Source organism: Streptomyces sp. NPDC056231, assembly GCF_048270745.1.
In the GTDB taxonomy this organism is placed as follows: domain Bacteria; phylum Actinomycetota; class Actinomycetes; order Streptomycetales; family Streptomycetaceae; genus Streptomyces.
Genome location: NZ_JBLVKW010000011.1, coordinates 47099 through 70618, shown reverse-complemented (window position 1 = coordinate 70618; position 23520 = coordinate 47099). Strand labels below are relative to the sequence as shown.

At 69.8% G+C, this 23520-nt stretch carries 18 protein-coding genes; 12 read left to right on the top strand and 6 right to left on the bottom strand.

What is annotated here, in order from left to right; all coding sequences use genetic code 11:
• Window positions 1–2 precede the first annotated feature (2 nt).
• From ACNPQM_RS12155 to ACNPQM_RS12135, 5 genes are all read left to right on the top strand, one after another.
• Window positions 3–929: a carbohydrate ABC transporter permease gene (locus ACNPQM_RS12155; RefSeq protein ID WP_418083977.1), complete on the top strand. Its 927-nt coding sequence runs from the start codon at window positions 3–5 to the stop codon at window positions 927–929.
• Window positions 926–1783 (top strand): carbohydrate ABC transporter permease, encoded by an 858-nt coding sequence (locus ACNPQM_RS12150; RefSeq protein WP_358856068.1) that lies wholly within the window; start codon window positions 926–928, stop codon window positions 1781–1783. Before ACNPQM_RS12155 ends, ACNPQM_RS12150 begins: the two co-directional genes overlap by 4 nt.
• Window positions 1780–3813, top strand: coding sequence for a beta-galactosidase (locus tag ACNPQM_RS12145; RefSeq protein WP_418083976.1), 2034 nt, complete (start codon window positions 1780–1782; stop codon window positions 3811–3813). The genes ACNPQM_RS12150 and ACNPQM_RS12145 overlap by 4 nt, the downstream gene beginning before the upstream one ends.
• Window positions 3810–5993 (top strand): MGH1-like glycoside hydrolase domain-containing protein, encoded by a 2184-nt coding sequence (locus ACNPQM_RS12140; RefSeq protein WP_418083975.1) that lies wholly within the window; start codon window positions 3810–3812, stop codon window positions 5991–5993. Before ACNPQM_RS12145 ends, ACNPQM_RS12140 begins: the two co-directional genes overlap by 4 nt.
• Before the next feature lie 272 nt (window positions 5994–6265).
• Window positions 6266–9640, top strand: a complete 3375-nt coding sequence (locus ACNPQM_RS12135) for a pyruvate carboxylase (RefSeq protein ID WP_418083974.1) — start codon at window positions 6266–6268, stop codon at window positions 9638–9640.
• A gap of 247 nt (window positions 9641–9887) precedes the next feature.
• Here the strand turns inward: ACNPQM_RS12135 and ACNPQM_RS12130 are convergent, their stop codons facing one another.
• Window positions 9888–11108 carry a saccharopine dehydrogenase family protein gene (locus tag ACNPQM_RS12130; RefSeq protein WP_418083973.1) on the bottom strand — a complete coding sequence of 407 codons (1221 nt, stop codon included), beginning with the start codon at window positions 11106–11108 and terminating at the stop codon, window positions 9888–9890.
• Window positions 11109–11243: 135 nt separating this feature from the next.
• Between ACNPQM_RS12130 and ACNPQM_RS12125 the strand changes: the two genes are divergently transcribed.
• Window positions 11244–11957: a TetR/AcrR family transcriptional regulator gene (locus ACNPQM_RS12125; protein ID WP_418083972.1), complete on the top strand. Its 714-nt coding sequence runs from the start codon at window positions 11244–11246 to the stop codon at window positions 11955–11957.
• A 141-nt stretch (window positions 11958–12098) separates the two neighbouring features.
• Here the strand turns inward: ACNPQM_RS12125 and ACNPQM_RS12120 are convergent, their stop codons facing one another.
• Window positions 12099–12521: an Hsp20/alpha crystallin family protein gene (locus ACNPQM_RS12120; protein ID WP_358856062.1), complete on the bottom strand. Its 423-nt coding sequence runs from the start codon at window positions 12519–12521 to the stop codon at window positions 12099–12101.
• A 249-nt stretch (window positions 12522–12770) separates the two neighbouring features.
• Here ACNPQM_RS12120 and ACNPQM_RS12115 point away from each other — a divergent pair, with 249 nt between their 5' ends.
• From ACNPQM_RS12115 to ACNPQM_RS12105, 3 genes are all read left to right on the top strand, one after another.
• Window positions 12771–13667 (top strand): universal stress protein, encoded by an 897-nt coding sequence (locus ACNPQM_RS12115; protein ID WP_418083971.1) that lies wholly within the window; start codon window positions 12771–12773, stop codon window positions 13665–13667.
• A 514-nt stretch (window positions 13668–14181) separates the two neighbouring features.
• Window positions 14182–15228 carry a M36 family metallopeptidase gene (locus ACNPQM_RS12110; protein ID WP_358856060.1) on the top strand — a complete coding sequence of 349 codons (1047 nt, stop codon included), beginning with the start codon at window positions 14182–14184 and terminating at the stop codon, window positions 15226–15228.
• A 542-nt stretch (window positions 15229–15770) separates the two neighbouring features.
• Window positions 15771–16265, top strand: coding sequence for a lamin tail domain-containing protein (locus tag ACNPQM_RS12105; protein ID WP_358856059.1), 495 nt, complete (start codon window positions 15771–15773; stop codon window positions 16263–16265).
• Between the two features lie 122 nt (window positions 16266–16387).
• Here the strand turns inward: ACNPQM_RS12105 and ACNPQM_RS12100 are convergent, their stop codons facing one another.
• From ACNPQM_RS12100 to ACNPQM_RS12085, 4 genes are all read right to left on the bottom strand, one after another.
• The gene (locus ACNPQM_RS12100; protein ID WP_358856058.1) at window positions 16388–17221 is read right to left on the bottom strand and encodes a pentapeptide repeat-containing protein; all 834 of its coding nucleotides are present in this window, start codon (window positions 17219–17221) and stop codon (window positions 16388–16390) included.
• 124 nt (window positions 17222–17345) lie between these two features.
• Complete coding sequence (locus ACNPQM_RS12095; protein WP_418083970.1) at window positions 17346–17507, bottom strand: hypothetical protein; 162 nt, start codon at window positions 17505–17507, stop codon at window positions 17346–17348.
• A gap of 34 nt (window positions 17508–17541) precedes the next feature.
• On the bottom strand, window positions 17542–18693 hold the full coding sequence (locus ACNPQM_RS12090) for an agmatine deiminase family protein (RefSeq protein WP_418083969.1): 1152 nt from the start codon (window positions 18691–18693) through the stop codon (window positions 17542–17544).
• A 228-nt stretch (window positions 18694–18921) separates the two neighbouring features.
• The gene (locus tag ACNPQM_RS12085) at window positions 18922–19554 is read right to left on the bottom strand and encodes a TetR/AcrR family transcriptional regulator (RefSeq protein ID WP_418083968.1); all 633 of its coding nucleotides are present in this window, start codon (window positions 19552–19554) and stop codon (window positions 18922–18924) included.
• 355 nt (window positions 19555–19909) lie between these two features.
• Here ACNPQM_RS12085 and ACNPQM_RS12080 point away from each other — a divergent pair, with 355 nt between their 5' ends.
• The 3 genes from ACNPQM_RS12080 to ACNPQM_RS12070 all read left to right on the top strand — a co-directional run bounded on the left by ACNPQM_RS12080 (window position 19910) and on the right by ACNPQM_RS12070 (window position 23513).
• A complete protein-coding gene (locus tag ACNPQM_RS12080) occupies window positions 19910–20488 on the top strand; it encodes a TetR/AcrR family transcriptional regulator (RefSeq protein ID WP_358856055.1) in 579 nt (192 codons plus the stop codon).
• Window positions 20489–21054: 566 nt separating this feature from the next.
• Complete coding sequence (gene ureA, locus ACNPQM_RS12075; protein WP_418083967.1) at window positions 21055–21768, top strand: urease subunit gamma; 714 nt, start codon at window positions 21055–21057, stop codon at window positions 21766–21768.
• The gene (locus tag ACNPQM_RS12070) at window positions 21765–23513 is read left to right on the top strand and encodes an urease subunit alpha (RefSeq protein WP_358856052.1); all 1749 of its coding nucleotides are present in this window, start codon (window positions 21765–21767) and stop codon (window positions 23511–23513) included. The genes ureA and ACNPQM_RS12070 overlap by 4 nt, the downstream gene beginning before the upstream one ends.
• Window positions 23514–23520: the final 7 nt, after the last annotated feature.

The following is a 23520-nucleotide window of genomic DNA, read 5'->3' as shown; positions in this document are numbered from 1 at the left end:
CGATGGCCGTCCACACCACATACGACCGGCCGGTCGCACCCGCCCGCGCCCCCGCGGCCACCCGACGCCGGCGCCCGCGCCCCGTCGCCTGGATCTTCGCCGGACCGGCCGCCGCCCTCTTCGCGCTCTTCTTCGTCTATCCGCTCGGCGCGAGCCTCCTGCAGAGCTTCACCACCGAGGACGCGGGCGCCACCCGCTGGGTCGGCCTCGACCAGTACCGGCGCATGATCCACGACCCCGCCTTCGTGGAGTCCCTGCTCAACACGGGGATCATCCTCGTCGTCCAGGTCCCGGTGATGATCGGCCTTGCCCTCGTCCTCGCCGTCCTCCTCAACCAGTCCTGGCTGCGCTTCCGTGGCACCTGGCGCGCGGTCCACTTCCTGCCCGCCGTCACCACACTCGTCGCGTACGCCGTCGTCTTCCAGGTCCTCCTCAAGGCCGACGGCGGCCTCGTAAACCAGATGCTCGGCGCCGTCGGCATCGGCCCGATCGACTGGCTCAACAGCCCCACCTGGGCCCGTGTCTCACTGATCGCGTCCCTGACCTGGCGCTGGACCGGCTACAACGCCGTCATTCTCCTCGCCGGGCTCCAGGCCATCGGGAAGGAGCAGTACGAGGCCGCAGAGATCGATGGCTCCGGCACCCTCTCCACGTACACGCGCGTGATCTTGCCGCAGCTGCGCCCGATCGTCCTGTTCTGCGTGATCACCTCCACCATCGGCACGCTTCAGCTCTTCGACGAGAACTACGTCCTCACCCGCGGCGGACCCGACGACGCGACGCTCACCCCGGTCGTCTACCTCTACAAAGTCGGCTTCCAGCAGCTCGACTTCGGCTACGCCGCCGCCATCGCCTGGGTCGTCGTGGCCCTCATCGCCGCGATCTCCGCCCTCCAGTACGTCGCCTTCGGAAGGGAGCGCCGCCGGTGACCGCCCTCCAGCAGGACCCCGTACGCGTCCACCCCGCCCGTCGCGTCGGCCGCTACACCGTGCGTCTGTTCCTTGCGGCGGGCGCCGTTGTCAGCCTCGTGCCGTTCCTGTGGATGGCGATCGCCGCGACACACTCCACCTCCGAACTTTTCCACTCGCCGCCACCGGTCCTGCCCGGCGGACGCCTGCTCGACAACCTCGCACGGCTCCAGGACACCATCGGCTTCGGCCGTGTCCTCCTGAACAGTCTCGGCATCGCCGTCGTGCACACCGCGCTCAGCTCGCTGATCTCAGCCATGTGCGGCTACGGGCTCGCCAAGTACCGTTTCCGCGGCCGGGGTCTGCTGCTCGGCGCCGTGCTCACCACCATGATGATCCCGTTCCAGGTGCTGCTCGTGCCGCTGTTCCAGATGATGGCGAGCGTCGGCTGGATCGACTCCTACCAAGCCGTCGTCCTGCCGTTCCTTGCCAACTCCTTCGGCATCCTGCTGATGCGGCAGGGCTTCGTCGACTTCCCCGATGAGCTCATCGAATCGGCCCGCATCGACGGATCCGGCGAGCTGCGCACCTTCTACCAGGTTGTGCTGCCGTGCGTGCGCCCACAGCTCGGCGCCCTGGTCATCTTCACGTTCATGGCGCAGTGGAACAGCTTCATCTGGCCGCTGCTCATGCTCAACTCCGAGGACAAATACACCGTGCCCGTCGCGCTCAACACCCTCACGGGGCTCTCCCATGTCGACTATTCGGGCCTGATGCTCGGCTCGCTGCTTGCGACGCTGCCGCTCATGGCGCTGTTCCTGGCCTTCCAGCGGCAGTTCGTGGCCGGACTGCTCGGCGGGGCGGTAAAGGGATGAGCCGCCTGACCCGGGTTCCGGGCGTCCTCTATGGCGGTGACTACAACCCCGAGCAGTGGCCCGAGAGCGTCTGGGCCGAGGACGCCGAGCTGATGCGCGAGGCCGGCGTCACCATGGTGACCGTCGGCGTCTTCTCCTGGGCGAGACTCCAGCCCGGCCCGGACACCTGGGACTTCGCCTGGTTCGACCGGCTACTCGACCTGCTGCACGCCCACGGTGTCGCCGTCGACCTGGCCACCGCGACCGCGTCACCCCCCGCCTGGCTCGTGCGCGCCCACCCCGAGATCCTGCCGGTCACGGCCGACGGCGTACGCCTCGAATTCGGCTCGCGCCAGCACTATTGCCCGTCCTCGCCCGTGTATCGCGCCGCCGCCATGCGCCTGACCCGCACCCTCGCCGAACGCTACGCACACCACCCGTCGCTCGCCCTGTGGCACATCCACAACGAGTACGGGGACCATGTCACCGAGTGCTTCTGCGCCCGCTCCGCCGATCACTTCCGTACCTGGCTGACCGACCGCTACGGCACGATCGACTCCCTCAACCGCGCCTGGGGCACGGCCTTCTGGTCGCAGCGCTACGGCACGTACGCCGAGATCGAGCCCCCGCGCACCGCGCCCGGACCGGTCAACCCGACGCAGCTCCTCGACTGGCGGCGCTTCTGCTCCGACGCCCTCCTGGACTGCCACCGCGCCGAGCGCGGTGTCCTCAGCGAGCTGAGCCCGGACATCCCGGCCACCACAAACTTCATGTCGATGTTCAAGGCACTCGACTACTGGAAGTGGGCTGAGTACGAGAACCTCGTCTCCGACGACGCCTACCCGGACCCCGCCGACCCACGCGCCCACGTCAACGCCGCCCTCAACTACGACCTGATGCGCTCGCTCAAGGGCGGCCGCCCCTGGCTGCTCCTCGAACAGGCGCCGTCCGCGGTCAGCTGGCGCCCGGTCAACGTCCCCAAGAAGTCCGGCCTGCAACGCCTCTGGTCCCTCCAGGCCCTGGCCCGCGGCGCTGACGGCATCATGTACTTCCAGTGGCGTGCCTCCCGCGCGGGCGCCGAAAAATACCACAGCGCACTGCTCCCGCACCGCGGCACAGACTCCCGCGGCTGGCGCGAGACCGTCCGCTTCGGCACCGAACTCGCCCGGCTCGGCGAGGTCACCGGCGCCACCACCCCCGCGGACGTGGCGATCGTCCTCGACTGGGATTCCTGGTGGGCCCTCGAGGCCGACGACCACCCTTCGGCCGGCATGCGCTGGCGCGACCTCCTGCGCCCCTGGTATGCGGCGCTCCACGCCCGCGCAGTCACCGTCGAATTCGTGCCCCCGCACGCCGACCTCGACGGCTACCGGGCGGTTCTCGCGCCCAACCTCCACCTGCTGCGCCCCGAGAACGCCGAACGGATCGCCGCGTACGTCCAGGGAGGCGGCCACTTCGTGTGCGGACCCTTCAGCGGCGTCGTCGACGGCGACGATCACATCCACGACGGCGGTGCGCCCGGACCGCTGAGAGACGTACTCGGCGTGAGCGTCGACGAGTTCTGGCCGATCCCCGACGGCGAGGCGGTGCAGCAGGCCTCCGGCGCCGAGGCCACCCTATGGAGCGAGTGGATCGAGACCGAGGGCCCGGAGACCGAGGTCGTCGACGTGTACGCGGCCGGAGAGCTGACCGGCCGCCCCGCCGTCACCCGCCACCCCTACGGCAGCGGCACCGCCTGGTACGCGAGTGCTCACCTCGGCGACGGCATCGGCGCCGTGCTCGACGCAGCCCTGCTGGAGGCCGGTGTGCGGCCCGTGCTCGACGTCCCCGAGGGAGTCGAGTCGACCGTCCGGACCGGCGAGCAGGGCACGTACCTCTTCGTCCTCAACCACACGGACCACGACACACAGACGCCATTGACCGGCGCCTACGCCGCAGGCGGCACGGATCTGCTCACCGGGACGACCGTCCGTGACCACGTACGCCTCGGCCCGCTCGGTGCCGCGGTCCTGCGCATCGCCACCGACTCCCTTGGAGGGACCCGGAAGTGATCGGAAACCGGCCCCTGAGAGCTCTGACCGCACTCCTTCTTGCCGGCGGCGCCCTCGCCGTGCCGCAAGCGGCCTCCGCCCATGAACACCCGGCGCCGGCGTCCCCGTATGCCGACGTGCTCGACCTGCACGGCACCCCGGCCGCCGCCCTGCCCGGCGACGACGAGGACAACAACCCTGTCACCGTCTTCGCCGACCAAGGGGCCTGGCATGCCTACGCCCTGCCGAAGGCCGGTGACAAGGACGCCTACGGCGGCTTCTCCGGGCCCCTCTACATCGCCCAGGAATACCCCTGGTGGCTCAGTAAGTCCTTCAGCCGTATCCGCCTCACCGAAAACGGCCGCACTCTCGACCTGGCCGGCGGCGGCACACCCCGGTTCACGTCCTTGCCCGGCCGGCTCCTCCAGTCCTACGACCTCGGCCACGGACTGCGCCTCACCATCGAGCTCCGCTTCGCGACCGGCCGCAGCGCCCTGGTGCGCGCCCAGGTCCGCAATACCGGCTCGGCGCCCCGCACGCTGGGCGCCGACTGGACGGGCAGCCTGCTGCGGCCCGCCGACAGACCGATGCGCGACGCGCCCTCGCTGACCGCCACCCCCTCGGGCGTCGGCGTCGACTTCGCCGAGGTCCGTGAAACCTGGGACTACCTCACCGACGGCACGGAACGCTTCGAGGTCACCCACAAGGACCGCGTCCGCACCACAGTGGACGGCGACACATACCGCACCGAGGCCACCGAGCCGGTGACCCTCGCACCGGGTCGCTCGCACAGCTTCGACTGGACCGAGTCCTACACCTTCACCGCCGCCGAGAGGACCCGCGAGAAGGCGACGGGGCAGGACATCCTCGGCCACCCGGCGTCGGTCGTTTCGGCGAGCGACGCACGCTGGCACGGCTACGTCGCCGGAGTGACCCGGAACGTGCCCGCGTCACGGCGGCGCGCCGCCGTGAAGGCCTTGGAGACCCTCGTCACCAACTGGCGGAGCGCAGCGGGGGAGATCAAGCACGACGGGATCACGCCGTCGATCTCCTACAAGTGGTTCACCGGCGGTATCTGGGCCTGGGACACCTGGAAGCAGGCCGTGGGCACGGCCCGCTTCGCGCCCGATCTGGCCGAGTCACAGATCCGCTCCATGTTCGACTGGCAGATCACGTCGGACTCCGCGACGCGCCCGCAGGACGCCGGGATGATCCCCGACGTCATCTTCTACAACGCCCCCTCGCGCGGTGGCGGCAACTGGAACGAGCGCAACTCCAAGCCCCCGCTGGCCGCCTGGGCCGTGTGGGAGGTGTACGCGAAGACAGGCGACAAGGCCTTCCTTCGTGAGATGTACCCGAAGCTCGCCGCCTACCAGGCCTGGTGGTACCGCAACCGCGACCACGACCACAACGGCCTCGCCGAGTACGGTGCCACCGTCGACCCTGCCAACAACTCGCCCGAGGAGCGACGTCTCGCCGCTGCCTGGGAGAGCGGCATGGACAACGCGCCCCGCTTCGACGCCGCCCTCGGCACGAACGTCGTCGCCAACCACGCGGCCGACGGAACACTCCTCGGCTACTCCCTCAACCAGGAGTCCGTCGACCTGAACTCCTACCTCGCCGCTGACCAGGGCCACTTGGCGCGCATCGCGGACGCGCTCGGCCGCGGTGCCGACGCCGAGCGGTGGAAGCAACGGTCCGCCGCGACCTCCTCCGCCGTGCGCACCACGATGTACGACCCCACCGACGGCTGGTTCCACGACACCGCGCTGGGCAGCGGCGTGCCGCTCACGGCCCGCGGCCGCGGCATCGAGGGCGCGGTCCCGCTGTGGACCGGGACCGCATCCAGGACGCAGGCTCGCGCCGTGCGCGACAAGCTGATGGACCCGGGGGAGTTCGCGACGACCGTCCCGTTCCCGACCGTGTCGAAGAGCTCCCCCTACTTCTCGCAGACGGCGTACTGGCGCGGACCCGTGTGGCTCGACCAGGCCTACTTCGCCCGCGACGGCCTGCGCCGCTACGGCTACGTCAAGGAAGCGAACGCCCTGACGGATCGACTCCTCGCCCAAGCGTCGAGCCTCACTGGCAACGGGCCGATCATGGAGAACTATGACCCGACGACGGGAGCCCCGCTCAACTCGCCCAACTTCAGCTGGTCGGCGGCTCTGCTGCTGCCGATGCTGACACGGGACAAGCCGTAGTCCCGCACCAGGCAACGTTCGCCCTGCCGGCCACGGCGCGTAGGCGCCGGTCGCCGGCAGGGCGGTCTCGCCAGAGGATGCAGCGGCGGATCATGCTGCCCCGCTCCTCAAGGCTTGCCCGACCGCTCAAGGAAGACCTCCGCGAACCTGCGGATGAGCGACCGGCCGGTGGTGATTCGGCCCGGGCTGCTCTTGTACGGGTGTAAACAGGGCATCAGTCACGAGAGCGCCCGTCGGGCGCGTACGTCGCGAACGTCAGGAAGGGACTGCGCATGTTCCGGAAGGTACTTGTCGCGAACCGTGGTGAGATCGCCGTCCGCGCATTCCGCGCCGCCTACGAACTGGGCGCGGGAACGGCGGCGGTGTTCCCGTACGAGGACCGGGGCTCGCTGCATCGTCTCAAGGCCGACGAGGCCTACGAGATCGGCCGGAGGGGGCACCCGGTGCGCGCCTACCTGTCGGTCGAGGAGATCGTGCGCGCGGCGCGCAGGGCCGGGGCGGACGCCGTCTACCCCGGGTACGGCTTCCTTTCCGAGAACCCGGATCTGGCCCGCGCCTGCGAGGACGCCGGAATCACGTTCATCGGTCCCAGCGTCGGGGTGCTGGAACTGACCGGCAACAAGGCGCGCGCGGTCGCCGCGGCCCGTGCGGCGGGTGTGCCGGTCCTGGGATCGTCGCAGCCGTCGACCGACGCGGACGAGCTGGCGGCGGCCGCGGAGGAGATCGGCTTCCCGCTGTTCGTCAAGGCGGTTGCCGGAGGCGGCGGGCGCGGCATGCGGCGAGTGGACGACCCCGCGCAGCTGCGTGAGGCCATCGAGGCGGCGTCCCGCGAGGCCGAGTCCGCCTTCGGCGACGCCACGGTGTTCCTGGAGAAGGCCGTCGTCGACCCCCGCCACATCGAGGTGCAGATTCTCGCCGACGGACATGGCGACGTCATCCACCTGTTCGAGCGGGACTGCTCGGTGCAGCGGCGCCATCAAAAGGTCCTCGAACTGGCCCCGGCGCCCAACCTCGACCCCGCGGTCCGGGACCGCATCTGCGCCGACGCAGTCGCTTTCGCGCACAGCATCGGCTACCGCAACGCCGGCACCGTCGAGTTCCTGCTCGACCGGGAAGGCAACCATGTCTTCATCGAGATGAATCCGCGTATCCAGGTCGAGCACACCGTGACCGAGGAGGTCACCGACGTCGACCTCGTCCAGGCGCAACTGCGCATCGCCGCCGGCGAGACCCTGGCCGACCTCGGTCTCGCGCAGGACAGGATCTATCTGCGGGGTGCCGCACTGCAGTGCCGTATCACCAGCGAGGACCCGGCCAACGGGTTCCGGCCGGACACCGGCACCATCAGCGCGTACCGCTCGCCGGGCGGCTCCGGCATCAGGCTGGACGGCGGCACCGCCTTCGTCGGTTCCGAGATCAGCGCGCACTTCGACTCCATGCTGGTGAAACTGACCTGCCGGGGCCGCGACTTCGCCACCGCGGTGCGACGGGCCCGGCGCGCGGTGGCCGAGTTCCGCATCCGCGGCGTGGCCACGAACATTCCGTTCCTGCAGGCGGTTCTCGACGATCCGGACTTCCAGGAGGGCCGGGTCACCACGTCGTTCATCGAGGAGCGCCCGCATCTGCTGACCTCGCGCCACTCCGCCGACCGCGGCACCCGCCTGCTCACCTACCTCGCCGACGTCACGGTCAACAAGCCGCACGGTGAGCGCCCGCACCTGATCGACCCCACGACCAAACTGCCGGACATCGCGAACGGCGCACCGCCCGCCGGGTCGAAGCAGCAGCTGACCGAGCTGGGGCCGGAGGGCTTCGCGCGGCGCCTGCGGGAATCACCCGCGGTGGCCGTCACCGACACCACCTTCCGGGACGCCCACCAGTCCCTGCTGGCCACCCGGGTGCGGACGAAGGATCTGCTCGCCGTTGCCCCGGCGGTGGCCCGGACTCTGCCGCAGCTGCTCTCGCTGGAGTGTTGGGGCGGCGCCACCTACGACGTGGCGCTGCGCTTCCTGGCCGAGGACCCCTGGGACCGCCTGGCCCGCCTGCGTGAGGCGGTGCCCAACATCTGCCTGCAGATGCTGCTGCGTGGCCGCAATACGGTCGGCTACACCCCGTACCCCGCGGAGGTCACCACCGCCTTCGTCGAGGAGGCCACCCGCACCGGCATCGACATCTTCCGCATCTTCGACGCGCTCAACGACGTCGGCCGGATGCGGCCGGCGATCGACGCCGTACGCGAGACCGGATCGGCCGTCGCCGAGGTAGCCCTGTGCTACACCTCGGACCTGTCCGACCCCGCCGAGAAGCTCTACACCCTCGACTACTACCTCCGGCTCGCCGAGCAGATCGTCGACGCCGGCGCGCACGTCCTGGCGATCAAGGACATGGCGGGGCTGCTGCGGGCACCCGCCGCCGCGAAACTGGTGACCGCGCTGCGCAGGGAGTTCGAGCTGCCCGTCCACCTCCACACCCACGACACGGCCGGCGGTCAGCTGGCCACCTACCTGGCCGCGATCAACGCGGGCGCCGATGCCGTGGACGGAGCGGTGGCCTCGATGGCGGGCACCACCTCGCAGCCCTCGCTGTCGGCGATCGTCGCGGCCACCGACCACTCCGAGCGGCCGACCGGGCTGAGCCTGCGGGCGGTCGGGGACCTCGAACCGTACTGGGAGACCGTGCGCAGGATCTACGCGCCGTTCGAGGCCGGCCCGGCCTCGCCCACCGGGCGCGTGTACGACCACGGGATCCCCGGCGGTCAGCTGTCCAACCTGCGCGTCCAGGCAAGGGAGTTGGGCCTCGGCGACCGGTTCGAGGACATCGAGGCGATGTATGCCGCCGCCGACCGCATGCTCGGCCGCCTGATCAAGGTCACACCGTCGTCCAAAGTGGTCGGCGACCTCGCCCTGCACCTCGTCGGCGCGGGCGTCCCACCGGAACGGTTCGCCGCCGAGCCCGGCGCGTACGACATCCCGGACTCCGTGATCGGTTTCCTGCGCGGCGAGTTGGGCGACCCGCCCGGCGGCTGGCCGGAGCCGTTCCGCAGCAAGGCCCTCAAGGGCCGCGCCGCGCCCAGGCCGGTCGCCGAACTGTCCGCCGGGGACCGCGACGGACTGGACAAGGACCGGCGGGCCACTCTCAACCGGCTGCTGTTCCCCGGGCCGACGAAGGAGTTCGAGGCGCATCGGGACGCATACGGCGACACCGGAGTCCTGCCGAGCAAGGACTTCTTCTACGGTCTGCTGCCGGGGGAGGAGCATGAGGTGGACCTCGAGCCCGGCGTGCGGCTGCTCATCGCACTGGAGGCGATCGGTGAAGCGGATGAGCGTGGCATGCGCACCGTGATGGCCACGCTCAATGGCCAGCTCCGGCCGATCCAGGTGCGTGACCGCTCGGTGGCTTCGGCACTGCCGGCCGCGGAGAAGGCCGACAAGTCCGACCCGAAACACGTTGCCGCGCCGTTCGCCGGGGTGGTGACGCTGTCGGTCGCAGCCGGAGACCGGGTCGAGGTGGGTGCGACCATCGCCACGATCGAGGCGATGAAGATGGAGGCCGCCATCACCGCTCCGGTCGCCGGAGCAGTGGACCGTCTGGCCATCACTTCCGTTCAGCAGGTCGAGGCGGGCGACCTCCTGATGGTGATCGCCTAGGGCGTGTGGGCTCGAGCGCCCGGGTCCCGGGGCTGTGCGGTCGCCCGCCCGGCTCCGGGACTCCACGGCCGGGAGGTGCACAGGCCGGGGTTCACCGCGCAAGCGACGATCTCGCGGTGAACCCTCCTGACGGTGCTCCTGGCCGACGCCGACAACGGGGAGTACCCCGACAGCGGTGATCGGATCGGCTGTCCGACGCTCGCCCTCACCGAGGGGGGCGTCGGATCCCCTGGTGAGCCGAGGGCGGTCACTGCTCCCGCATGCCCCACGGTGAGCCATACGCGCTGAGCAGGTCCAGGAAGGGGCGCGCGGGGAAGGCCTCCGGGCCGAGGACTCCCGAGCCGGTCCACGCGCCCGTGGCCAGGAGTTCGAGGGCGACGACCGGGTTGACGGCCGTCTGCCACACCACTGCCTGGGAGCCGTACTCGGCCATCGACCACTGGTTGTCCACCACGTGGTAGAGGTAGACCTCGCGCGGCTCGCCGTCCTTGGTGCCGCGCACCCAGGTGCCCGCGCAGGTCTTGCCGTGCATGCGCTCGCCCAGCGTCGCCGGATCCGGCAGGCAGGCGGCCACGACGTCGCGGGGCGACACGCCCACCGGGCCCGCAGCGCTCGGCACGGTCACCGGGTCGGTGCGGTCCAGGCCCAGGAGGTGCAGTGTCCTGAGGGTCTGGATGAATTCCTCGCCCAGGCCGTACTTGAAGGTCACGCGCCGTGCGTCGACCCAACGGGGAACGAGCAGCACCTCCTCGTGCTCCACGTTCACGCACTCGACCGGGCCGATGCCCTCGGGGAAGTCGAACACCTCCGGCTCGCTGAAGGGCGCGGTGGTGAACCAGCCGCGGTCCGCTTCGTAGACGACCGGCGGATTGAGGCACTCCTCGATGGTGGTCCAGATGCTGAAGGAGGGTGCGAATTCGTAGCCGTCGACGGTGAGGTTCGCGCCGTCGCGGATGCCGATCTCCTCGATCTCATCGAAGAGCTCGTCGGCCGCGTACCGTGCGAAGACATCGGACAGCCCTGGCTCCACACCCATGCCGACGAGAGCCAGCGTGCCCGCCTTCTCCCAGTCGGCGGCCTGCGCGAACTGCGTGTCGCCGAGCATGACCCCGCACTCCTCGTACGGCCGTTCGGGGTGCGGGCGCGACAGAGACATCGCCATGTCGAGGTAGGTTGCGCCGGCCGCGAGCGCCGCCTGGAAGAGGGGCATCACGAACCGCGGGTCGGTGGCATTGAGCAGGACGTCGCACCCGTGCCGCGTCAGCAGCGCCGTCACCGCGGCCTGATCGGACGCGTCGACGTGCTCGGCACGGAAGCGGCGCGCGCTGCCTGCGAGTGCGGCGACTGCGGCCTCGGCACGGCTCAGGTCGTAGTCAGCCACGATCATCTCGTCGAAGAACGAGCGCCGGGCCGCGATCCGGGTGATCGCGGTGCCCACACCGCCGGCTCCCACAAGCAGAACACGCATGACACGGACTTCCTCTCTGTGGAGATGGGGCATGCCCGCGCGGAACGGAGGCGCGGCGCCCCTGCCGGGAGATCCAACGCCGCGTGCTCGGATAAGGTCAATGGTGTTGGCATAAGGATCTGGCGGGAGGCGGCGATGGCGAAAACGGTGGTACCCGAGGAGAAGAGGCGGCGCCGCCGTCCCACCAGAAGCGGCACCGTGCTGTCCGAGCAACTGATCGTCGAGACCGCCCTGCGGATGCTGCGCGAGCACGGCAGCACGGGACTCACCGCCCGCCGTCTCGGCCTGGCCCTGGACGCCGACCCCAGCAGCCTCTACCGGTACTTCCGCGGCATGGACGATCTGACCCTCGCCATCGGCGACGCCCTCATCGGGCAGGCCCTGCAAGGCTGGCGGCCCACGGGGGAGTGGCGGTCGGATCTGCGCGGCCTCGGGTTGCGCATCCATGCCGTGTATGTCGGGCATCCGCAGGCGGCACTGCTGACCGCGAACCGGGTCACCGGCCGGGCCCACGAGCTGGCCGCCGACGAGGCCATCCTTGATGTACTCCGCACGGCGGGATTCCCGCTGCCGGACACGGTACGGATCTACCACGCCTTCATCGACCAGACCCTGGCCTTCGCCGCGCTCGACGCCGCCTCGCTGGCCCTGCCACGCGAAAGCCTCAGCGCCGACGAGGACATGTGGCGCTCGACGTACGCCCGCCTGCCGCGCACCACACACCCCCGGATCGCCGAGGCGGCGCCACTCCTGGCGACCCGCATGGTCGACAGCGCCTATCCCACGGCCCTGGAGATGCTGCTGGACAGCGCCGCGGCGCAGTGGGAGGCACGGCGCTCCCGGCGATAGAGGGTCGTCCGGGGCCGTTGCGGGGGCGGACGCCTTTACCTGGGAGAGCAGGCCGAGGGGCACCACGATCGCCACACCGGTGCGTGGCCGCCCGGACGGACGGCAGCACATGTCCGTAGGGGGCGGCCACCCGGGTGCGGGTCACATGGCGTGCTTGATTTCGATGTGCTTCGCCTCTGCCTTCTCCTCGCCGAGGCCGACGCTGACGGTCAGCATGCCGTCGATGTATTCGGCACGGACGTCGTTCTCGTCCGCGCTCTTGGGCAGGGTGACACTGCGGGTCAGGGATCCGTAGCGGATCTCGCTGCGATGCTTGTCCACCTCGCGCTCGGTGCGCTCGGCCCTGATGGTGAGGTTGCCGTCCTCGACCGTGACGTCCAGATCCTTGACCTCGATGCCCGGAAGTTCCGCTCGAATGACGTAGCGGCCCTCCGCGGTGAACTCCTCGATCCTCATCGTGTACAGATCGGCCATCGCCGGCATGGTGAATCGGGTGGGGAAGGCCTCGAACCAGTCCGGCAGATCCGGGAACGGGAACTTCTGCTTGCGTGCGACTACAGCCATGCCCATACCTCCTCGGTCCTGCGGTTACGACATGTCCAGTCCACCGCGCCACGCTCCCGGACGCAGGGGCCGAACAGTCCGCACCAGGGGTCCGAAGGGCCCTGGAGCTCTCCCTTGCCCTGGGGAGCAGCTCTCTGAACGGGGCCACTCGGCCCTCCGCCGCGTCGTCCATGTGCGTACCGTGCAGGTATGAGCTGCGGCCGCAGCCCACGGCTGCTGCCCCGTGCACGCAGACAGGTGGAGGAAGCCATGACAGCTGCCAGCGAACCACAACCACTACCACTACCACTCCCGATCATGCTCGGCGTCGACGCCGCGGAGCCGGCCGATGCGGCCCTGGCTTGGGCCGCCGACGAAGCCGCCCGCCGTGGGGTGCGCCTGCATCTGGTCCACGCCGTGTTGCCCGTGACCCATCACGTACGGGGCGTCGAGGAGACGGCACACCACAAGGCCCTTCGCCAGCTGGGCGACGAGGCGCTCGACAAGGCGACGGCTCGTGCCCATGAGCGGCAGCCGGGCCTTGAGGTGACGACCTTCATCACGGATGGCACCCCGGCCCAGGTCCTGGTACGGAGGTCCGCTCACGCGCGGCTGGTGGTCCTCGGCTCGCGTCGGCTGGGCCGGCTGGGGGAGATGCTCAGTGCTGTCTCGACGACTGTTCCGGTCAGTGCGCACGCTGCCTGCCCGGTGGCCGTGGTGCCGGAAGCCGGGCGCACCGAGGAGGAGCCGCCGTACCTGGTGGTCGGGGTGGACGCCAGCCGGTCGGCCGAGGCCGCGCTGGAACACGCCTTGGAGGCCGCAGCCTCGCAAGGCGCCTCCGTGCGTGCGGTGTGGGTGTGGCAGCGGCGGCTGCCAGGGTTTTTCGACGAGGACGCTGCGCTCGAGGCGTGCCACAGGCAGCTGCATGAAGCAACTGCGGGTCTGTCCAGTGCCTACCGCGATGTTCCCCTGAGCCACGCGGTGCTGCGGGGGCATCCTGTCGAGGCGTTGGCGGAGGCTTCCGAGCATGCGCTCGCTGTGATCGTCGGCCGCCGTGGCCGGGAGGGTTTCACCGGTATGCGGCTGGGCTCCGTCCCGCACGGGCTGCTGCACAGGGCAACCTGCCCCGTGGTCACTGTGCCGCCGCCGGCCGACGAAGGAGTCTGAGACCGGACCGAACCGCATACCGCACCGGTCCGATTGCGCGAGCCCCGCGCCCCGTGACTGCGCAGGGACGGAATGGTGTCCGGGTTCGCTGTCGGAAGCCGCAAGCACGCCTGCATGAGCCCGGTCATCGACCGACCAGGCCCGGTGATACAGCCCGTTCAGGACCGGCCGCGGCCCGGCCGGTGGGAAAACAGCGCCGACCGTGGGCCGGAGACCCGCCCTGAACGCCGCGCCGGGTGTACTACCGGTGCACCCGCACCCGACAACGCCGGTCTCGCGGCGCAGAGTGGCGTTCCACGGCGACCTGACGCTTACCGTCCCGGCACACGAACAGAGCGCCACCGCGCGGTGGGGTCTTTGCCGATGGGAGTGGCAAACGCGTTCAAGACCTGGCCAAAGAACGCGTTCAAGGCCTGGCCAAAGAAGGGCCCGTGCGCAAGGATCGCGCTCGCACCACGCCACCCCCCGCTTTTCGGCACGCCACCGCACCACATCCCAGCACGGGAGGATGTACATGACTCGCCGCACACCTCGCGGCCTGATCGCCGCGGCCACCGCCACCGCGGCTCTGCTCGCGCCGGCCGGAGTGGCCTCGGCCTCGGGCGCTGTCCCCGCCCCGGCCGAACCACAGGCCCGGGTATTCATGGTCAACCCCGTCCAGTCCTCGGGCGACCAGTCGCTTTCCGATGCCAAGGACTCGGCCGACGCCGTCCCCGCCTCGAGCTACGCCATCGCCGCGTTGCGCAATCTCGACGGCAGTGGCGGACTCTCCGGACGGTGGGCCTACATCAGGTCGGAGACCGGCGCCCCCGCGAAGACCGCCGACGCCGGCACGTACAACCGGCACGACGACCAGTTCGAGCAGGTCATGGCCTACTTCTGGGTCAATGAGGCCCAGGAGTACCTGCAGGGCCTCGGCTTCGGCAGTGAACTGCCCGGTGCCAACAACCGTGCGCAGCCCATCCGTATCAACCAGTGGGGTGCGGACAACTCCTTCTTCACCGACAAGAAGGCCGAGATCCGCTTCGGCAAGGGCGGCGTGGACGATGCCGAGGACGCCGAGGTGATCGTTCACGAGTACGGTCACGCGGTGCACAACGCCCAGGTGCCCGGCTTCGGCACCTCCCCGGAGGCCGGGGCGATCGGTGAGGCCTTCGGCGACTACCTGGCAGTCGAGGTCGGCGTCCATGCGGACACCCGGTACGGCTGGCCCCGCAAGACCGACCTGGCATGTGTCGCCGACTGGGACTCGGTCGCCTACAGCGCCGCCCCGCACTGTTTGCGCCGGATCGACGGGAACAAGGTGTACGGGGACCGGGTGGGCGAGGTGCACGCGGACGGCGAGATCTGGTCCCGCGCACTCCTGGACATCCGCGGGGCGCTCGGCGCCAGGGTGGCCGACCGCATCATCGTCAACGCTCAGTTCGGCTTCGCGCCCGACACCAGCTTCAAGGATGCCGCGTTGACGACGATTGCGACGGCGCAACGCATGTACGGCAAGAGCGCGGCGGACGCGGCCCGTGCCGCGTTCAAGGCCCGCCAGATCCCTGGCATCCAGTAGGCAGTGTGACGGCGGTCGCCCCCTTCTCAGGGCGGCCCTCAGCGTGGTCTCGCGTCGGCCTTGAGTCCGTTGCGAGGCCACGCGCCGGCCGGATCGATCAACGAGCACTGCTACGGCAGATGTGGCAAGTGCGAGCCGGCGCTCGGGAATTGCATCCCGGCGACAGCGTTTCTGACGGGGCGTCATCGCCTGGTTCGGAAGCTGCCACGGAGACCGAGAGGCCTGTGCTCCCACGCAGCGGTGGCAGGGATTCGGGCCGCCAGGTGCGGGCGTAGGCGAGCGGCCACGAGCGCTGCCGGTACGGGACCGCGAGAGCCGCGACGGCCAGAGGCGGACTAGGTAGCGGGCGTCGGGCGTTCGACCGACTGCCTGCCGTCGACCTGCGTGCGTCGCCGTCAATTCACCGTCTACACAACGTACTTGAGGGATTCCGGACATGCGTCGCCGGTCACCTTCACATATCCATCAAGTTTTCTGCATCTCTTCATCACGGATTGTGTATGCTCCAGGCGCTTCATCCGCACCACTGGGGGGACTTCCTCATGCGCATACGCCATGCCATATCCACTGTCGCCGCTGCCGGGGCCATCGCGGCTGTTGCCGTTGCCCCGGCACAGGCAGCCGAGTACTCGTCGGCGCTGAAGATCAAGGGTGTCCAGTACGACGCGCCGGGCCCGGACTCCAACAAGTGCTCCACCGGGAACGCCAAGGACGAGTACCTGACGATCAAGAACTACTCGTCGAAGGCGACCGTCAATCTCAAGGGCTACGTCGTCAAGGACGCCGCGGGCAACCGCTTCACCTTCTCGACCAGCCACTACCTCGAGCCCGGCGACTACGTAAAGCTGCGGGGTGGCCACGGCACCGACTCCGACGCCAAGAACGTCGTCTACCGCCAGAACTGCAACTTCATCTGGAACAACGACAAGGACACCATCTACCTGTACAAGCCGTCAGGCAGCCGGGCGGATGTCCACTCCTACACCAAGAGCGGCTCCGACCCCGACCGTAACGGCTACATCAGCTACCACGGCTGACGCACCATCACCGCAGACCGCAGGGAACGGCGGCAGAGTGGGTGCTCTGCCGCCGGCTCGCGGCGGCCCGGCGGGCGGTGCCGGCATCGTGGCGACCGCGGTCGTCGTGGCCCCGCCGCGGGCTACCAGTGGGCGGGACGGGTGAGGGTGGCAGGCAGCTTGGTGGCCGAGTCGCCCTTGGCCGCGTTGAGCTGGGCCTGGGTGAGGAAGATGCTCCCGGTGAGGTCGGCTCCGCTCAGGTCGGCGCCCCGCAAGTCCGCCCCGATCAGGTCGGCAATGCGCAGATCGGCCTTCTTGAGGTCGGCCCCGATGAGGCAGGCACCGCGGAGACTGGCACCCTGCAGGCGGGCGCCGCCCAGCCTGGCTCCGATCAGCTGGGCTCCCCGGTGGTTCTTCTTGCGGCCGGGCACCTCGGCCCGCACCAGGTCACTGGTCCGCAGCAGCAGAGCGTTCACATCGTCGCGCAGCGCCGCCACGTCAAGGTCCGTGAGCGATGCGGCATCCCCCCGGGTGAGGCCGTCGACGCGCTTCAGCGCGCGGCGCAGGTCCGGGTGGACGGGGCGGGCCGGCGCGAGGTCGAGGGCCTCGGTGATGTACCAGAGCAGTTCGTGGAGCTGCCGCATCACCGGCAGGACCTCGAACATCGGGCGGGCAGTCTCCGGCGCCTGGCGCCAGTCCGTTCCGCCGAAGGTGACCTGTGAGACCTTCTGGCCCGCACCGAAGCAGTCGAAGACGGTGCAGCCCTGGAAGCCCTTCTCCCGCAGGCGTGTGTGGATGCCGCAGCGGAAGTCCGTCTGAAGGTTCACGCATGGCTTCCCGGCGTCCTTGTCCACCGCGAAGTCGGCGGAACGGGCGAAGGGCAGCGCGACACAGCACAGTCCGAAGCAGCTCGCGCAGTCGGCCTGCAGATCGTTGCGGCCGTTGCTGTCGGACTGGGCCGGGTGCTTCTGGGACAACTGCGTGCTCTCCTGTGATGAGACGAGCGTGGCGGTTTCGCCACGCTCCGAGGCGAGCGCCCATTCTCGCAGACGGCGCGTGTCTGCCGTCCGGGAGCACGGCCCCGGGGGGGCGGCGGCGGGCTCAGTCCGCATGGATCGGTGGTCGGCGCTCCCTCCGGGAGACGGCCTGCGCCGGCTGCGCGGCCATCAGGAGCAGCGGATCCTCCCGGCCGTCCCCGGCGACGAGTTGCACCACGCCGATCGGCAGGTCCTCCCGGTTCTGTCCCAGCGGCCGGCTGATCACGGTGCCACAGCCGCCCCGTACAGCGGGGCGTGGATCAGGTGGCCGGCTTGCCGGGCTGGTCGTGCGTGGAGCAGTGGATCCCGCCGCCCCCGGAGGCGATGGTGTCGATCTGAATGGGCACGATGTCGCGCTTGGGGAAGTGTTCCTGCAGGATGCCCCGCGCGCGGTCGTCCGCCTTTCTGTCGCCGAACCGGGGCATGAACACGGAGTCGTTGGCGACGTAGAAGTTGGCGTAGCTCGACACGAAGTCGTCGCCGCTTCCCGTGATCCTGTCGAGGTCGGGCTGCGGCAGGTCGATCACCTCGAAGCGCCGGCCCCGGGCGTCCGTCGCCTTGGTGAGTACGGAGTTCGCCTGGTCGGCCGCGCGCGACCAGGAGTCTGCGGGCATGCCGGGGAACGCTCTGTCCAGAAGGACGACACCGGGTGCGGTGAACCGCACAAGGCTGTCCACGTGCGCGTCGGTGATGTCTTCGCCGCGTACGCCTGCCAGCCAGACCACCTTGTCCACGCCCAGGGTCTGCTTGAGCTCGGCCGTGATCTGATTCCGGTTCTTTCCCCGGTTGCGGTTGCTGTTGACGATCGAGCTTTCGGTGATCAGCAGCGTGCCCTCGCCATCGGTCTCGAAGGAGCCGCCCTCGGCGACCAGGGGCGCCTTCGTGCGGGGTATCCCGTACACCGGCAGCAGGGTGCGGCCCACGCGGCCGTCATTCGCGTGCTCCTGCTTGTTGCCCCATCCGTTGAAGTTGAAGTCGACACCGACGACCTTGCCCGCCTCCTCCACGAACACGGGCACGGTGTCGCGTGCCCACAGATCGTCGACGGCGAGCGGGATGACCTCGACCTGGGAGCCGCATGCCTTCTGGGCCGCTGCCTGTTGATCGGGCCGGGCCGACATCACGACGTACTCGTACTCCGCGATGGAGCGCGCGACACGGGCGATGTCCTTCCGTACGTACGGCAGGTCCTCCGCCCACACCGATTCCAGGGCGGGCCACGACATGAAGGTACGCGTGTGACTTTCCCACTCGGCGCCGAGCCGGCGTTCTTCGTCCGTCGCGACGTCCTCACCGGCGCGGGAAGCCCCGGCCGAATCGCCAGGTCCGCAGGCCGCGGCGCCGAGAGCGAGAGCGCCGACTCCGGCAAGCGTACGGAGGGCTGTACGACGGGAGGGGGGACGGTGGAACACGGTGAACTCCGATCGTGGACTGGCAACACTGTCCAGCGGCCATGAACCGGGCGCGGAGAGCCGTCGCGCAGCAGGAATCGCAGGCCTGGGCCCCGTAGGCGGCAGCAGTGCGGAGGCGTACTTCGGGCGTGAGTACCGCGAAAGCTGGTGGGATGGACGCACCGCCACTCTGCCACTGACTGGAAATTCAGTCAAACAGTCCGGTGTGCGTACACCGGTCCCGTGCGGTCATCGCAGGGTGTGCGACGCGACGGCTGGGTGGGGTGGGGCGCCGTGGGTCGGGTGCCGGCCCAGCTGCTCCACCTCCACGGCGATCGCTTCGCGCATCAGCTCTCGGGCGTTCCCCAGTGGCAGGATGCCGCTCAGCCAGCGGGCGCTCAGCCCTTCGAGCAGTGCGGTCAGCCGTTCGGCGGACGCGATCAGGGCAGGGTCGGGCGCTCCCGTCCGGGTGCGGCCGAGGGCGTCCGCCACCTCGCGGACCCACATCAGACCCGCCCGGGCAAGCTCGTCCCGCAGCTGTGGATCGAAGACCGCGCTGGCTCGCAGTTCGCCCCATGCGGTGCTGTTCTCCCGCACCTCGGGAACCTCCTGGAACTCCAGCAGAAATGACTGTTCCAGCTCCTGGCGTGGGGAGGAGGGGCGTGCGGGACCGGACCGTCCCCCGGTGTACCGCTCGGCCCGGTCGCTGATGAACTCGAGTGTGTGGCGCAGAAGTCCGGCGTGGTCCTCGAAGTAGTAGTAGATCAGGGCCTTGGAGACTCGCGCCTCGGCTGCCAGTTCCTCCATCCGCAGCCCTCTGACCCCTTGGCGTGCGATGACTCTGGCAGCTGCTTCCAGGATGGCCGTTCTGCGGTCCCTCACCGTGCGCTCCCGTTCTGGCAGGTCGACTGGTCACTGTCTCATGTTGACTGAATCTTTGGTTAGTAGCACGATCGTTCACCAGATACCGCTTCCGCATCCCGTGGCGGCCTGCGGGGGAGTGGGGTCGGTGGGAGCGGCATCCAGACGGACTCCGGCTCGCGCCGCGCCCGCCTGCGTGGTTGGCACGGTCCTGATCGCGTCGGCGGCTGTCCTCGCGGTGCTCGTACCGGTCGGTGCCGGGGGATACTCCCTGGACTACCCCGAGGAGACGGCGGCAGGTCTTTCGGCCCGGTGCCGCCCAGCCGGCCGCAGCCCGGCACATGCGCCCGGGAACGGACCGATAGGGTTCGTGTTCATGGCGTCTCGCAGCACTCAGATCCTTGAAGCGGCCGCCCGGGTGATCGCCCGGCGCGGGGTCCGCGGTCTGCGCGTGGAGGAGCTCGCCGCCGAGGCGGGTGTGTCCACGGGGCTGATCTACTACCACTTCAAGGACCGCACCGGGATCCTCCGCCACACGCTTGAGTTCATCAACGACCGCGCCGAGCGCTACACCACGGCCCGCGACCCGGACGCCGAACCGCTCGGCCCCCGCGAGGAACTCGAACAGATCCTCCTGCTGGAACTGCAGGACACGGCCGAGGTGCGGGAGAACAGCTCTGCATGGGGCGAGTTGCGGGCAAGTGCTGTCTTCGATCCGGTGCTGCGTGAGGATCTCGCCAGGGCGACCCTTGTGTGGGTGCAGGAGGTGGCCGCTCTGCTGGGCCAGGTGCAGCCGATGGCCTCGGCGGCGACGCTGGCCGCGGCCGCCGAACGGCTTACCGCCCTGCTGGAGGGGCTGAGTATGCGCTGGCTCAGCGGTGGACTCAGGGTCGACCATGCGCGTGCCCTGATGCAGGGCGCCATCGAAGCAGAACTCGCGCGGCTGCGGAGCTAAGGGCTGTCCCGTCATTCCTGGCGGGCACACGACGACAACTGCGGCACCTCGCTGCGTTGTCGGAACGCCGTAATGCACCCAGTATGAGGACGCCCCTCCGCCTTGCGATGCACCGGACCTGACGCCGCGTGCCGATCCGCCAGGGATTACGGGACAGCCCTTAGGCCACTTCCGATACACGCACTAGTAGCCAGGGGTACCCGTTCCCACGTCCCCTCCTTTCTTCCGGCCGTTCCGCGGTCAGGTGTGGATGTCGTGTGAGGGGTGACGGATCCGGCTGTTACGTGCGCCATCCCTTGACTGAGTTTTCAGTCAGTGTCACAGTGGCTCCGCCGCAGAGCACGGCGGCCCGCTCGCCCGTATCGGTGAGGGGCCGTCAGGAAGTCACACGCAGTCACCCCCGTCACCGCCTGCGCCCCACGCAGTGCCAGGGGAAGCCCAGCGGACCCTCGGTTCTCCCTCGCGGAGCGACCCCGTACCGGCAGTCCGCCGACCTTCCGGAAGTAGGAAATGAACGCCACGTATGCGACCGGCGCAGCCGTCGGGAGAGTCAGTCGGAGGCCGTCATGCCTCTGACTCCCACCGAGCGGGACCGCCTGCTGCTGTTCACTGCTGCCGAGCTTGCCCGGTCCCGCCATCGGCGGGGACTGCGGCTCAACGTACCCGAGGCGACCGCGCTGATCGCGGACACAGTCTGCGAGGCGGCACGTGACGGCCTGCGACTGGCCGCTGCCCTCGAACGCGGCCGCAGCGTCCTGGGCCCCGACGACGTCCTGCCCGGGGTCGGCGATGTGGTCACCGAGATCCAGGTCGAGGCCGTCTTCGACGACGGCACCCGCCTGGCAGTCATCAGTGACCCGTTCGGCGCCCGGGGCCGGCGTGACGGTGCCCCGGGAGCGGTGCTGCCGGCCTCGGAGAGCGTGGAGGCGCCGACGCCGGCCACGACGCTGACCGTACGCAACACCGCCGTGGTGCCGATCAGCGTGACGTCCCACTTCCACTTCTTCGAGGCCAACCCGCGCCTGTACTTCGACCGTTCCGCCGCCTACGGCATGCGTCTGGCCGCGCCCACCGGATCCTCCACGCGGTTCGACGCCGGCGGTGCCGTCCAGGTCGGCCTCGTGCCGATGGGCGGCGACCGCATCGCCATCGGCTTCGCCGGTCTCGTCGACGGGCCCCTCGATGCCTCGGGGGCGAAGGAAGAGGCCCTGCGCAAGGCCGTCGCCTGCGGCTACCTCGGCGCGGACGCCGGCCACGGCCCGGAAGGAACGAACCCATGAGCAAGCCGACCAGGCACAGCACTCACTGCGCGCCGGGCAGCCGGCACATCGACGCGCACGAGTACGCGACCGTGCACGGCCCCCGCGCCGGGGACCGGGTCCGGCTCGGGGACTCGGGTCTCGTCGTGCGCGTCGAGTCCGATGCGCAGCGGCCCGGCGACGAGTTCCTGGCCGGATTCGGCAAGACCGCCCGAGACGGGCTGCACCTCAAGGCCGCCGCCGTGGGCGAGACCTGCGACGTCGTCATCAGCAACGTCCTGGTGATCGACGCCGTGCAGGGCATCCGCAAGGTGTCCGTCGGCATCCGGGAGGGCCGGATCCATGCGATCGGCCGGGCGGGCAACCCCGACACTCTCGACGGTGTGGACGTAGTCGTCGGCACCGGGACGACGATCATTTCGGGGGAGGGGCTGATCGCGACAGCGGGCGCCATCGACACCCATGTGCACCTGCTGTCGCCGCGGATCATGGAGGCGTCGCTGGCGAGCGGTGTCACCACGATCATCGGCCAGGAGTTCGGGCCGATGTGGGGAGTCGGCGTCAACTCTCCGTGGGCGCTGAAGCACGCCTTCAACGCGTTCGACGCCTGGCCCGTCAACATCGGCTTTCTCGCCCGCGGTTCCTCCTCCGAGCCGGCGCCCCTCGTCGAGGCACTCGCGGAGGGCGGGGCCTGCGGCTTCAAGGTCCACGAAGATCTCGGTGCGCACACCCGGGCGCTGGACACGGCGCTGCGGGTGGCCGACGACCACGACGTGCAGGTCGCCCTGCATTCGGATGGCCTCAACGAATGCCTGTCGGTGGAAGACACCCTGAGCGTTCTGGACGGCCGTACGATCCATGCCTTTCACATCGAGGGCTGCGGCGGCGGCCACGTTCCGAACGTCCTGAAGATGGCTGGCGTGCCGAACGTCATCGGCTCCTCCACCAACCCGACCCTGCCTTTCGGCCGGGATGCCGTCGAAGAGCACTACCGCATGATCGTCTCCGTCCATGCCCTGAAGACCGACCTGCCCGGCGATGAGGCACTGGCCCGGGACCGGATCAGGGCCGGGACAATGGGCGCCGAGGATGTCCTGCACGACCTGGGCGCCATTGCGATCACCTCCTCCGACGCGCAGGGCATGGGCAGAGCCGGCGAGACCATCCGTCGCACCTTCGCCATGGCAGGCAAAATGAAGGCCGAGCTGGGGCCGATGGAGAGTGACGGCGAGGGAGACGACAACGCGCGGGTCCTGCGCTACATCGCCAAGCTGACGATCAACCCTGCCATCGCCCACGGCCTTGCGCACGAGGTCGGCTCCATAGAGGTCGGCAAGATGGCCGACATCGTGCTCTGGCGACCCCCGTTCTTCGGTGCCAAGCCGCAGATGGTCCTCAAGAGCGGCTTTCCCGCCTACGGCGTCACCGGCGACCCCAACGCCGCCACCGATGCCTGCGAACCACTCGTGCTCGGACCGCTGTTCGGAGCCCACGGGGCCGCCCCGGCGGACCTCTCGGTGGCGTTCGTCAGCCGCGCCGCGGCGGAGTCCGGTTCGCCCCGCAGGCCCTATGACGCTCTGGCCACCCGCCGCCGACGCGTTGCCGTGCGTGGCACACGCGGTATCGGTCCCGCGGACATGGTCGGTAACGCGCGCCTGGGAGAGGTCCAGGTCGACGCGCGCAGCGGTCTGGTCACCCTCGACGGAGCGCCCTTGCGTTCCGAGCCGGCGCACGAGGTCTCCCTCGGTCGCCTCTATTTTCTGTGATCCCATT